Origin of the sequence: Exiguobacterium sp. s78, assembly GCF_018618985.1 — a bacterium.
Classification (GTDB): domain Bacteria; phylum Bacillota; class Bacilli; order Exiguobacteriales; family Exiguobacteriaceae; genus Exiguobacterium_A; species Exiguobacterium_A abrahamii.
This window is the reverse complement of sequence record NZ_JACSNB010000004.1, coordinates 166,161-179,768: the sequence shown is the minus strand read 5'-3', so window position 1 is coordinate 179,768 and position 13,608 is coordinate 166,161. Positions and strand designations below refer to the sequence as shown.

Annotated in this window: 12 protein-coding genes; 8 read left to right on the top strand and 4 right to left on the bottom strand. The window is 45.1% G+C overall.

Translation table 11 applies throughout. The features are described from left to right. Positions 1-206 precede the first annotated feature (206 nt). Entirely contained in the window at positions 207-1,061 is an 855-nt protein-coding gene (locus tag KNQ18_RS15335; RefSeq protein WP_023467275.1) for a CvfB family protein, read from the bottom strand. Between the two features lie 233 nt (positions 1,062-1,294). On the opposite strand from KNQ18_RS15335, the gene KNQ18_RS15330 reads away from it, so the two are divergent. The 7 genes from KNQ18_RS15330 to KNQ18_RS15300 all read left to right on the top strand — a co-directional run bounded on the left by KNQ18_RS15330 (position 1,295) and on the right by KNQ18_RS15300 (position 8,675). Then, positions 1,295-1,462 (top strand): hypothetical protein, encoded by a 168-nt coding sequence (locus KNQ18_RS15330; protein ID WP_023467274.1) that lies wholly within the window; start codon positions 1,295-1,297, stop codon positions 1,460-1,462. A gap of 126 nt (positions 1,463-1,588) precedes the next feature. Further along, complete coding sequence (locus KNQ18_RS15325; RefSeq protein ID WP_050678231.1) at positions 1,589-1,894, top strand: hypothetical protein; 306 nt, start codon at positions 1,589-1,591, stop codon at positions 1,892-1,894. A gap of 38 nt (positions 1,895-1,932) precedes the next feature. After that, a complete protein-coding gene (locus tag KNQ18_RS15320; protein ID WP_023467272.1) occupies positions 1,933-2,190 on the top strand; it encodes a hypothetical protein in 258 nt (85 codons plus the stop codon). 78 nt (positions 2,191-2,268) lie between these two features. Next, on the top strand, positions 2,269-2,967 hold the full coding sequence (locus KNQ18_RS15315; protein WP_215085340.1) for a lysophospholipid acyltransferase family protein: 699 nt from the start codon (positions 2,269-2,271) through the stop codon (positions 2,965-2,967). 1 nt (position 2,968) lies between these two features. Further along, positions 2,969-4,867 (top strand): ABC-F family ATP-binding cassette domain-containing protein, encoded by a 1,899-nt coding sequence (locus KNQ18_RS15310; RefSeq protein WP_133208550.1) that lies wholly within the window; start codon positions 2,969-2,971, stop codon positions 4,865-4,867. Between the two features lie 168 nt (positions 4,868-5,035). Next, the gene (locus KNQ18_RS17475) at positions 5,036-6,877 is read left to right on the top strand and encodes a diguanylate cyclase domain-containing protein (protein WP_215085338.1); all 1,842 of its coding nucleotides are present in this window, start codon (positions 5,036-5,038) and stop codon (positions 6,875-6,877) included. A 10-nt stretch (positions 6,878-6,887) separates the two neighbouring features. Next, positions 6,888-8,675 (top strand): GGDEF domain-containing protein, encoded by a 1,788-nt coding sequence (locus tag KNQ18_RS15300; protein ID WP_215085336.1) that lies wholly within the window; start codon positions 6,888-6,890, stop codon positions 8,673-8,675. A 56-nt stretch (positions 8,676-8,731) separates the two neighbouring features. Here the strand turns inward: KNQ18_RS15300 and KNQ18_RS15295 are convergent, their stop codons facing one another. From KNQ18_RS15295 to KNQ18_RS15285, 3 genes are read right to left on the bottom strand one after another with little or no spacing between them, the layout of a single operon-like run. Then, on the bottom strand, positions 8,732-9,376 hold the full coding sequence (locus tag KNQ18_RS15295; RefSeq protein WP_023467267.1) for a hypothetical protein: 645 nt from the start codon (positions 9,374-9,376) through the stop codon (positions 8,732-8,734). After that, positions 9,373-10,545, bottom strand: coding sequence for a DEAD/DEAH box helicase (locus tag KNQ18_RS15290; protein ID WP_023467266.1), 1,173 nt, complete (start codon positions 10,543-10,545; stop codon positions 9,373-9,375). Before KNQ18_RS15290 ends, KNQ18_RS15295 begins: the two co-directional genes overlap by 4 nt. 28 nt (positions 10,546-10,573) lie before the next feature. Then, positions 10,574-11,002, bottom strand: a complete 429-nt coding sequence (locus KNQ18_RS15285) for a hypothetical protein (protein ID WP_050678235.1) — start codon at positions 11,000-11,002, stop codon at positions 10,574-10,576. Positions 11,003-11,341: 339 nt separating this feature from the next. Between KNQ18_RS15285 and pflB the strand changes: the two genes are divergently transcribed. Beyond that, entirely contained in the window at positions 11,342-13,591 is a 2,250-nt protein-coding gene (gene pflB / locus KNQ18_RS15280) for a formate C-acetyltransferase (protein WP_215085334.1), read from the top strand. The last annotated feature ends 17 nt before the right edge of the window (positions 13,592-13,608 follow it).

The window sequence follows — 13,608 nt, the reverse complement described above, 5'->3', positions numbered from 1 at the left end:
TAATGTTTAGGGAAGTCACCATCATAATCGTTGCCATAAGGGCGAGGGAAAGGCGAAGTGCCCGGACCGTGCGATGTACGTCATCGCGTGCCCCCACTAGTGATGGGGTATATTCAGTAAATGGTCGCCGGTAATCAAACCAGCCGCAACCACCAAAATGATGAATTCCTTACTATCTATTCGAAACGCAGGCTTACTCGGTCCGATTATTTCGTCAACCGAATACCCGTTTCATTTTTTTCTATTTTTTTATCTTTCAACAGGCGACCGAGCGCTCGTTTGAATGCTGCCTTGCTGAGACCGAATACTTCATCGATCGTCTCAGGAGCTGTCTTATCACCATACGGCATCTGACCATCATGTTCAAGTAGATGGTTCAGAATCAACTCCGCGTCTGTATCAATGGCTTCAAAGGCACGTGGTCGTGCTGAAAGTAATACTGTACCATCTGGTTTTACATTTGTCACTCGTAATTTCAAGACTTCTCCAAGACGCGGCCAACGTTCCATCTCACGTTCATGCAAGAATCCGATCGATTGATCGTTGACCCAGACGTTAACGCCTGGTTCACGTTGTGAGAAGACGAGACCTTCGACGTCCATATTGTTCCACTCTTCTGGAGCTGGCTTCGCACGTAAGTTGAAGTATGCATAAGGTGCAGGGTCTCCGAGTAACCGAAGCTTCTGATCATGTTTCAGACGAATGAAGAGTTGATCGCCTTCTTCTGGCCAGAACATCCGGCGCTGCGGCAAATCGTCGAGTGAGACGAGAACGTCTTTTTGAATACCGATGTTCGCGAACACTCCTGTGTTATAGCGTGTTCCATTAATCGTCGTCTTGACATAGTCTTCAAATGAAGCTTCTGGAATCGTCATCGATGATGCTAGACGCCCTTCATTATCTTGATACAAGAAGACTTCTACCTCTTCATCGAGGGCTACTTTCCGTGTTTGTTCATTGTTATGCAACAACACGTCTTCATTTCCATCTGTCAGAAACACTCCGAACTCTGCTTCGCGTTCTACTTTTAATGTGACAACCTGTCCTGCGCGTAATCCCATTTCGGGTCATCTCCTCTCTGTATTTGAATCGATTCCAGTCCTTGTGAATCGTTCTGCTGTTCTTTCCCTACCATACTATACTCTTTTTTCATTCATCTCTGATATCGACACAACGATGACAGTTGTGACATATTTGTGAACGGAACACATTTGCGTGATTTTTTTGAAAAAAAGATATATGATTAAATAACAGGAAAAAGAAGGTTTAGTTTAGGTAAATATGGGGGATAAAAATGTTTCATAACATTCAATCGCGTTCGTTCGCACGACGCTTCACGAAAACATTGGTTTTTGCATTTTTTGCGTTCCTTGCTACGATTGGAATCGTCTTCGCAGAAGGATCGAACAGTACTGATATGACACCGAAGACACCAGCGCTTCAGCAAATCGACCGCCCTTAAAATCTACACCTTCCGTGTGGATTTTTTATTTTTTTCCGGACATTTACAGGACGATAAAGGAAAATCACGACTTACCTCGAATTGTAATGGACATACCATTATTTTAATTTCGAGGAGGAAACGGACGTGCTCTTCTACTTATTCACGACGATTGCGGGTCTCATCACTACATATTTAAGTTTTGTTACCGGTTATTATACGAGTTCGATCGGTGTGTTCGTCTTTACGCTAGCGATTTGTCTGTCACTATCATCAATCCGCCAGCTGATACGTACGTCCTATCTGACTTACATTGAATACATCCAACACCGTCGTGTCAAAAAACAATACGAACGGATGAAAAAGCGTGAACTTTCTTATCAAGTCTCCTATCCTCAACAAGATTCCAGCACACCACTTGCATTCTCCGCGACAGACCAGCATGATAAGTAAAGAACACGATTTCATCATCTAGGAGGAACAGATTCATTATGAACGAAATCCCTTTATCAAACGGTTGGACACTTCGCTACTCCCCTGTCATCGATTTATGGTTGAAGGAAGATGGCGTACTGCTCGTAGATCACGAAGATAAGGTCCGCTTGACTCTCATTTTGGATGAGGAAACGATGGAAATCAAACAGATCGACAATACGAACGCTACGTTCTCTGTTGATCCAACGACGCGTCGCCTCACCTTTGAACTAGGAGAAAGCGAAGAGGAATCTGAACCTCGTTACTGGGAATAATCACGCAGACCGGGTGCGACGCCCGGTCTTTTTTTGTACAATAACATCAGTAATGAAAAAAGGAGCTGTCACTTCACCATGATACGTACTGTCATATGGTTCATTTATTTTGGACTTGTCTTACCCTGTACCTTACCGTTTTTACCTAGTGCAAAACGTCGAACGCACCTCGCGCGCTATGCATTCGTCCAGCGTGTAGCAAGTGCCTGGGCAAACTCTCTTCTCCAACTCGCTGGTGTTCGTGTCAACGTGACGGGTCGTGAACACATCCCAGCAAACGAACCCGTCGTTTTCATCTCGAATCACCAAGGGAACTTCGATGTTCCGATTCTACTTGGAACAATCGATAAACCGAAAGCATTCATCTCAAAAATCGAAGTGAATAAAATTCCAATCGTCAATGTTTGGATGAATCTGATGGGATGTGTCATGATTGATCGAAAAGATCGACGCCAATCGCTGAAAGCGATTCGTTCTGGTGTCGAGACGATCAAGGACGGACAATCGATGATCATCTTCCCGGAAGGAACACGCTCCAAAGGCGGTCCAATGGCGGAGTTCAAAGCGGGAAGCTTCACACTCGCGACCTCAAGTGGCGCTCGCGTCGTACCCGTCGCAATTTCGGGAAGTTATCGTGTCATGGAGGAAACGGGTAAGATTCGCCCTGCCACGGTCGACGTCACGATCTTACCGTCGATTGATCCGAGTACGATGACGCAGAAAGAACTCGTCCAGACAGTCGAACAGCAAATCAAACAGATTGTAGAAGGTGTCTAATATGTTAATGAAAGCAGAAAATCTCAAAAAAGAATTCGCCGATAAAATCGTCTTCGAAGATGTGACATTCTCCGTCTCACCCGGCGACCGGATTGGCATCATCGGCGTCAATGGTACCGGTAAGTCGACACTCCTGCATATCTTAGCAGGTAAAGAGACGGCAGACGCTGGTACGATTCATCACCCGAATGATTATCGGATCCGCTTGCTATCGCAAACGACCGATTATCCGGAAGACCAAACGGTCATGGAAGTACTCCTGTCTGGTGATACACCAACGATTAACGCGTTACGTCACTATGAAACAGCGCGTCTAGCACTCGAACAAGATCCGACGAGTGAAATGCTACTCAATCGCTTCATCGTTGCTCAGACAGAAGTCGATGCTGCGCAAGCTTGGGACACGGAATCACGCTTAAAGATGATTTTAAACAAACTAGGCATCCTCGACTTGAACGCGTTGATTGGCTCTCTTTCCGGAGGACAACGCAAGCGTGTCGGACTCGCTGAAGCTTTACTCGATGAAGCCGATCTTCTCCTGCTCGATGAGCCGACGAACGAACTCGATGCCGAGACGATCAGTTGGCTTGAAACTCAAATCAAGGAATACCGTGGTGCGATTCTACTGATCACCCACGACCGCTATTTCTTGAATCGTGTGACGAATCATATGATGGAGATCGCGAACGGTACGGCTTATTTCTATGTCGGAAACTATGAATCGTTTCTTGAGAAACGTGCCGAACGTCGTGAACGGACGGCATCTATGGAAGAAAAACGTCAAAACATCCTCCGTCGTGAACTCGCTTGGTTGCGTCGCGGAGCAAAGGCGCGGACGACGAAACAAAAAGCTCGGATCCAGCGCGTGGATGCTTTACAAGATCTCTCGTACGAGGAAGAAGAATCGACACTCGAAGTACAAGTCGGTTCGACCCGTCTTGGTAAAAAAGTCATCGAAGCGCATGATGTCTCGCATCGATTTGGTGAACGGACTCTTTTTGAATCGTTTAACGCTCTGATCGGACGGAAAGAACGATATGGCATCGTCGGGCGAAACGGGAGCGGAAAATCAACACTTCTTTCAATCCTTGCGAAACGCTTAGAACCAACAACCGGTGAAATCATTCACGGCGAAACGGTGAAAATCGGCTTTTACGGGCAATTTGCCGAATTCACGCATCCTGAACGCCGTGTCATCGATGAGGTCGAACGGATCGCAAAAGTCATCACGACACTCGCTGGTGAGGAGATCACGGCAAGTCAGATGCTCGAACAGTTTCTCTTTAAGCCAGAAGCACAATATAAACAAATCGGTAAACTATCTGGTGGAGAAAAGCGGAGATTGAAATTGTTGACGATTTTGATGGAGGAACCGAACGTCCTCTTCCTCGATGAGCCGACGAACGACTTGGATACCGAAACGTTATCCGTACTCGAAGATTATTTGGAATCATTCCCAGGCACCGTCATCACAGTCAGTCATGATCGGTATTTCCTCGATCGGGTCGTCGATCGTCTGATTGCTTTCGAAGATGCGAATATCGTTTTCTATTACGGACAATATACAGACTATCTCGAGCAAATCACGACACCTGCTCCTTCAGTCATCGTTGAAAAAACCACTTCAGTTAATCTACCTAAAGTAGAAGCACCGAAGAAATTGAGCTACCAGGAACAGCAAGATTGGGCTGTCATTGAACAACAAATCGAAGAGAGTGAGGCTGAACTGGAGCAATTAGAAGCCGAACTTGCTTCGGCAGGAAGCGATCTCGGTAAGGTCAATGAACTGTACCAATCCATCGAAAAAACGAAAGCGATGCTTGATGAACGGATGGAGTATTGGTCATACCTATCCGAGAAGATCGAAGCATTCGAGACCTATCGCCAATCCAATCAATGATTTCAAAGCGGAGTTCTTCACTGAGAAGAACTCCGCTTTTTTCATGAAATGGGAGCCATCTCTTTATTTCTTTTTTAATATGAAAATAAATGTGAATTCATGCTAGATATCGGGTAATGTTATAGCATATTTCATTTTCATGAAAGGCTTGCGAAAGGAGGAGTTCCGGTGAAACGGATTGTTCAAAACATCTACCCTACCGTCGCATTCTACTTAGTCGTCACGTACACTCTGCTCTGGCTATTGCCACAAGATCGCTCGTTACAACTTTCAGCAATCATTAGTCTGATCGGTTCTTTCGTCATTTTCCTACTTAGTCAATCGAAGGCTTTCAAACAACCCTCTATTCCATATAAATGGTTATCCATCGCCTTTTTTTCGTATTTCCTTGGCGACTTCTTCAATATGATCGGCCGTCTTTTTCAATGGGACGCTGTTAACCTGAACGTCTTACTCGATCTGCCTTACACGGTCCATTTAACGATGATGGTCATCTTCTTATTTCGACAGTTGGATTTAACTTTGTTTCAAAAACAAAAATTATTGATTCTTGATTCTTTAACATTGTTCACTGTATCGATGATTGCTGGATACATCGCTATTTTCCGCTTTGTCCCCTCTTATACACGAACGGTGCTCGAGCAAATCAGTTGGACCTTCTATGCCTTCTTGACGATTCTCTTGACGCTTTTCTTTTTCTTACTTTATGCTTCTGGTCTAAAGCGAAACGTATCGAGATTGGGTTTCCTCTTCCTAGTACTCGGAACGTTCGTGCTCGGTATGACGAACTTTATTTTTTATACGTTGTTATTGAACGGTGAACCACGAATAGCTGGTTTATTGCTTCCGTTATACCCACTCAGCGGACTCTTCATCCTTGCCTTTATGAATACTCGCGCTCTTCCCATCAGTCATGAACAACAAGCAACTCTTATTCGGGTCGAAACACTTACGCGTTCCTTGATGTCTTACATCTTATTATCTGTACTGATTCTCTATATTACATTCTTCCCTGTCTCCCAAACCTTTTTCTTACTTTCCGTCGGCATTACGTTTTTATTATTTTTAACGCGACAGCTTTTTTCATATCAGGAAAATCTGCGGTTATTACAGGAAACAACAGCACTGCAAACGAATCTAGAAGACATCGTCCATCAAAAGACAGCACTCTTACAGTTACGCGAAAAAGAACTAACATCGCTTTTTCTATCTTATCCAGAAGTTGTTCTTGAAATCGATGCTACGAATCAGATTCGATCTGTCAATCCAGCTGCTGTAGAAGCTGGGTGGAGCGATTTACCGCTCGGACCGAGTCAACGGCTACAACTCGATCGACTCGTTCCATTGCTTCAACAAGCACAGCTGATTTACCCCTCTCACTTGCTACATGTACCGGCTACGGAGGAACATCCGGAAAGCTTTTTGAATACGACAATCATCGATATCCCAGATCAACAACGCTATTTCGTCATCTTGGCGGATATCACGGAAGATTATCAACAGGAAGTATGGCTAGAACGTATGGGGTATCACGATTCGCTCACGCATTTGCCAAACCGGCGTTACTTCGAAGAACAACTTTATCTGACTCTCCCGATGTTAGAATACGGCTCCTTATTATTCATTGATTTGGACGGTTTCAAACACATCAATGACACTTATGGGCATGATGTTGGTGACCTAGTGTTACAAGAGACAGCGATCCGTCTTCAATCGATGACGACGTCAACTGATCTCGTTGCACGTCTTGGCGGAGATGAGTTTTTGATCTTCATTCAAGCATCTGCTTCGGAAACACGACAGTTTGCCGAACACGTTCTCGAAGTTCTGAATCATCCGTTCTATATCCAGACACATACGCTTCAAGTCACACCATCAATCGGAATTTCCTTATACCCTGAAAATGGTAAAAGCTCAGAACAATTATTGATTCGAGCAGACGAAGCCATGTACCATATTAAGAAGACCGAAAAAAACAATTTTTTGTTCGCTACTCAAATTAAACGTTAGGAGGGAGTCCATGCTTAAATCGAACTATTTCATCCGTTGGTTCCCTGCCATGCTCGTCATCTCTTTTACTCTAATGATCCTTGCCACATGGACCCCTTCCATCTCTAATCGGATCGTTGAACAAGTACTACAGTATGCCTCTCTTGGATTAATTGCTTATTTTATTCTTACTGCTTATCGTAAGGAACAAGCATTAGTCGTACCAAGACGAAAATTCTGGCTGATTGCTTTAGGATCACTGGTTTTATCCTGTATCGGTTCCGTTCTTGAGACATTACATTTCTTCAATCCAGACTTTCCAGTTCCATCTATTTATAGCCTAATTTTATTTTCAATATCCCATTACGTATTCTTATACGCGATTTTTTACCGAATCATCACAAAACGGACACTCGGACAACACGTACTCGCTTTCGTCGATGCCGCGATCATCGTCGTTTTCATTGGACTTGTCGCGTTTCACGTCCTCAATGAATTGACGAATCCTGGACTGCAAACTGTTCCTTATGCCATCATCGTCATCACGAATACATCACTCGGTTTATTCGTTTTCTTCTATTTCACGTTCATCCAAGAAACCCATTGGGTATCAAGGATGGCATTGTTCTTATTGTTTTTATCCATTTTCATTCGCGGTATCTACGAAGTCTCAAGTGTTTATTTCCCGGACTTCTCAGCGAATTATCTGCTATTTTTCCCGATCTTGATCCGTTTGGTGCAAAGTTCAGCTATTCTATGGCATATTGATCATATCGAAGAAGGAACCACTCGAACGACGGTCATTCCCCGTTCCTGGCTCCCTCTACTGGCCGTTCCTTTATTTATTCATTACATGGTGGAACGAGAAGGCGGAAAGCTCGATATCTTTATCATTTTAGTTTTACTAATCATTCGACAAATCTTGATTGCTCGTCAGCATGGGTTGATCGTCGCACAATTGCACGAACGGAATGAACAACTCGCTTCACGCATCGAGCACCGAAAACAACAAATTAAAGATAGCGAACAGCAAGTCATCCCACTCTTTCTCGGTCACCCTGATCCGATGATTCGACTCGATCAATCCGGAACGGCACTATACGCAAATTTAGCTGCCCAACGTCTGTTTCATTTACCCGACATGACGATTGAACATATTCCTCGTACGATGCGTCACTTATTAGAAACACTTGAGACAGATATCGATGAGTATGAAGATGAACAACATAGACGATATGAGATCATTGATATTCCGATTCAAATTGCCACCACCTCGATGGGACGTTTCACGATTTTACATGACGTCACTGAACGAAAGCTCCGGCAAAAACGTATCGAATACCACGCCTACCATGACGCCTTGACAAGTATCGGAAACCGTCGTTCGTTAGAGCGAGATTTTTCGAACCATCTCCTCGAGATGAATTATCTTGCGGTAGTCGATTTAGACGGTTTTAAGCAAGTCAATGATACGTATGGTCATGAAGCAGGTGATTACGTATTGATCGAGGTCGCGAAACGATTGAGCGAGCATACGAATTCTTTAGAACAGGTGTATCGACTTGGTGGAGATGAGTTCGCGATCCTCTTACACGCCGATGATGAACTGTCCTTACGTCGAAAATGTAAATCCTTCTTACACTTTTTAAGACGTCCTTACGTCTATAAAGGACAATCCTTATTCGTTTCTGCAAGCATCGGTGTGACCGCGTGTCATAAGGCTGATCTTGAAACATGCTTAAAGCAAGCCGACCTTGCCATGTATCGCGTGAAACATCGGGATAAAAACGATGTCGCCCTATATCGAGCAGATTCTTGAAAAAAAAACCTAGAACACATTGACCATAGTCGGTCATGTGTCCTAGGTTTTTCCGATTATTCTTCTGGTCTCGGCGCAATGTTGCCTTCTTCGATATCGAGGAGTAAGTCGATCAATTCCGCACAAAATTCAGGGTACTGGCGAAGTAACGCGTCTTCTCCTACTTCATCCACGAAATCTGTCAACAAGGCGAGGACTTCTGGTACCAGTGCGCGCGCTACTTTCATATAGGCAATCGCAAAGCGCCATTTCCCAGAAATGTAGAGCAGTTTTCCAATCAACAAATCACCTGGTTCGACTTCAATCTCAGACAAATCTGTTTGATACGTCTGTTTTGACATCAAATCAACGACACCATCCGCCTCGACTTGAAACAGTGAGGGCATCGGGTCCGCTAATCCACGCAAGGCACGATAGAGGCTAGGCGATAACTCTTCTTTGACCTGCTCAAGAAAACGACCGTGCGGCGTTTTTCCTTGATCATCCGTCTCATAGAAGATTGCCCAATCTACGAATAAGTCCCGGAACAATTCAGCATCTTTTAAATACCAACGTCCCTCCGTCGCAATCTCTTCAATGAAAGCGACCCAATCCGTACTACGCGCTGTCGCTGCTTCTTGATACATCTTCTTCAAGGCTGCATTCATTTCCGCTTCAGAAACCGTCGTCGGAAACGGAATTACTTTTCGATCGTTCTTCATTTCGATCGCCCTTTCCGGTGAGGAGTAGCCGGTCGTTTAATCGTCTGAGGTGCTGTGAATTCACGTTTTGGAATGACTTCCCCACGGTAAATTTCCATTGCTTCCATCTCGACGCCCATTTGTTTCGCAAGTGTTTTTAAGTGTTTTAAGTCTTGATCCGTAACAAGAGCAAGTACCATTCCGTTCGCGTTTCCGCGTCCCGTCCGACCTGAACGGTGTACGAAATCGTCAAGCGACTCCGGCAAATCATAATGGACGACATGCGTGACTGCTTCGATATCTAGACCACGTGCCGCAAGACCTGTCGTGACGAGTAACGGAAATTCTCCCTTTTTATAAGAACGCAATGTCTCCATCCGCTCTCGTTTTCCTTTTTCAGCATCCAAAATCCGATATTTCAATGAGAATTTACTCAACTCACCATTTAATGGTCCGAGGAAGGAGCGGTTATTAATGAATGTCAGCACCTTTGATCCTTGCATGTTCGCCAGACGACGTAACAATTCCGGTTTCTGACGACGTGAAGTCTCCAAATAACCGAATGTCACTTGGGTACTGACGGCACGCTCAACCCGAATCGTCTCAGGGTTGTTTGCAAGCGTCCGTCCCCATTCTGCTGTCCGTTCCGGTAATGTAGCTGAGACGAATGCCAGTTGTCGATCGCGTAGTGCACTGTTTGCGATCCGCGTCGCCGAGTCACTCATACCACTCTCATAGATTTGATCCGCTTCGTCCAAGACGATCAATTTCACTTTATGCATCTTCAGCTTCTTCGAATCAATCAACTCAACGAGACGCCCAGGTGTTCCGACGATGATTTGTGGTTTTTTCTTTAATCGTTCATATTGTCGTTTTAATTCAACACCACCAATGAATGCACCGGATTTGATACCACTTCCTTGGGCAAACAATTGAATGACTTGATGAATTTGCATGACGAGTTCCCGTGTTGGTGCCGTGATCACAACTTGCACGTGTGGTTCTTCTACTTCAATCTTTTCTAAAGCTGGAATGACATAGGCAAGCGTCTTCCCTGTTCCTGTCGGCGCTTCAGCCAGGACATCTTTTCCTTCGCGCAACAACGGAATCGCTTGTTCTTGAACAGGCATCAACTCGGTAAAGCGTGCGCGTTCCCATGCTTCCTGTAAAAATGGTTTTGTAAAGTTCATAACGATTTCTCCTACTCTCTTAATTCCATCATGCCGTTACGTATTCGACATGATCTCCTGATGCATCACGGTAACCCCGTAATGTCTGTGTATATTCATTTCCTGCATCGAGCAATCGAATGTGGAACCGGATCTCTCCTTCACCGGCTTCTTCTTCTAAAATTTCGAATCCTTGGATGACACGATCCTGTAATTCTGCAGCGAGTGCCGGGTACTCCGCAAGACTCGCATACGTCGATTTTACGTCAACCGGACGACGAACAAGCGCAATCCAATACGATTCATCATAGCCGATAAAGTCTTCATAATCAAAATCATCTTCAAACCGAATCCAGAATCCATCATTTTCGAATTCCGTGATCATTCCCGTTCGCGTTGAACCGTCCGATCCGATTTTCAGCGAGACCCAGTCTCCTGACTGATACTCTCCTTGTTGTGTTAATGATACATACTCCATTTGGCACACCTCCACGTTCTATATTCCCTTTTTCATTGTCAACGATACGTCTTAAAAATACAAGGCACCGTAGCGTGACATTCCTCACAGTTTCAACTGTTCTAGTGAATCTTTTTCAAATCAACTCATACAGTTTCCAAAAAACCTTGAATTAGCGGTCCCAAACTGTTTTTTTTGAACAATTCTCATATGGATACAGAATTAAAGAAAGCCCGTCATATCAACGTTTGTTCACTTGTTAAAACATTCACATGAACGTAAAGGGAATCTCCTTCTCCTTTTGTTACACTATTCACATAAGGAACTGATGATTAGCTCAATATTAAAGGAGTGGTATCCATGTTATTAGAAAAAACAAGTGCCTGGGCAAGCTTTACGTCTGGTGAATGGCTAAAGACGATCGATGTCGCAGACTTCATCCGACTCAATCGCACGGAATATACAGGAGATGATCACTTTTTAGTCGGTCCGACGCAAGCAACGGAACGTCTTTGGCAACAAATTCTACAGCTGACGAATGAAGAACGACAACGTGGTGGTGTGTTTGCCGTCGATGCTAAAACACCATCAACGATCCTCTCGCATGATGCAGGGTATCTGAATCGCTCACTTGAAAAAATCGTCGGTTTACAGACAGACGAACCGTTTAAACGTTCGATTCATCCGAACGGTGGGATTCGGATGGTGAATGATGCCCTAGCTGCGTATGGCTTTGAAGCAGACGAGACCGTCACGAAAACTTTCAGCGAGTACCGGAAGACACATAACCAAGGGGTTTTCGATGCCTATACCCCTGAGATGCGTGCCGCACGTAAAGCCGGTATCATCACAGGATTACCGGACGCCTATGGACGCGGACGGATCATCGGCGACTATCGTCGTGTTGCTTTGTACGGAACGGCACGCTTGATCGAAGAACGTAAGAAGGATTTAAAGGCACGTGGCGGATTCTTATCTGAATCGATGATTCGCGACCGTGAAGAGATGAATGAACAGTTGCGCGCATTAACGGAATTGACCGAGCTTGGAGCTCGCTATGGTTTCGATCTCTCCCGCCCTGCAGAAACAGCACAAGAAGCATTCCAGTGGGTCTATCTTGCCTATCTTGCTGCCATCAAAGAGCAAAACGGGGCAGCCATGTCACTCGGTCGAGTCTCGACGTTCCTTGATATTTATGTCGAACGTGATCTTGCGGCTGGTCGCTTGACGGAAGAGACTGCACAAGAGCTCGTCGATCATTTCGTCATGAAACTTCGGATCGTCAAGTTCTTACGGACACCAGACTACAACGATCTCTTCTCAGGTGATCCGACGTGGGTAACGGAATCAATCGGTGGAATGAGTGAAGATGGACGATCAAACGTCACGAAAAGTTCATTCCGCTTCTTACACACGCTCTCGACACTCGGTCCGGCACCGGAACCGAATCTAACCGTTCTCTGGTCTACTCAGCTTCCACGCGGATTCAAGGAATTTTGCGCGAAGATGTCGATCGTTTCAAGCTCGATTCAATATGAAAACGATGATTTGATGTTACCGGTTTATGGAGATGATTACGGCATCGCTTGTTGTGTCTCCGCGATGAAGATCGGGAAACAGATGCAGTTCTTCGGTGCTCGAGCAAACCTGGCAAAAGCATTACTCTATACGATCAATGGCGGAATGGACGAGAAGCTCAAAATCCAAGTCGCCCCAGCTACACCATTGATGCTCGATGAAGTACTCGATTACGAGACGGTCATGGCGGCTTATGATCGTCAACTCGATTGGCTCGCGGAACTGTACGTCAACACACTGAATGTCATCCACTATATGCATGATAAGTACAGCTACGAACGGATTGAAATGGCTTTACATGATCCGGAAATCTTACGGACGATGGCATGCGGTATCGCTGGTTTATCAGTCGTCGCTGATAGTCTATCCGCCATCCGTTATGCGACAGTTCGTCCAATCCGAGATGCGGATGGGATTGCAGTTGATTTCAAGATCGAAGGCGAGTTTCCGAAGTTCGGGAATAACGATGAACGGGTGGATCAGATGGCGGTTGATCTCGTCACACTGTTCATGGAGAAAATCCGTAAACATCCAACGTATCGCAATGCCCTTCCGACGCAGTCTGTCCTGACGATTACTTCAAACGTCGTCTACGGTAAAAAAACAGGAAATACGCCAGATGGACGCCGTGCGGGTGAACCATTCGCACCGGGTGCTAACCCGATGCATGGACGTGACACTAGAGGAGCTGTCGCCGCACTGACATCTGTCGGAAAATTACCATATGAACATGCGCTCGACGGGATTTCCTACACGTTCTCGATCGTGCCAAAAGCACTTGGTAAGGATGAAGCCACACGCATTCGCAATACGGTCGGATTACTTGACGGATATATGGGTGGTACGACTTCAAAAGGACACCATTTGAATGTCAACGTCTTTGACCGTGAGACGTTACTCGATGCCATGGAGCATCCAGAACAATATCCACAGTTAACGATTCGGGTATCCGGTTATGCCGTCAACTTCATTAAACTGACGCGTGAACAACAGATCGATGTCATCAATCGAACGTTCCACGGTTCTCTCTAAAATGATGTGTAGTATGT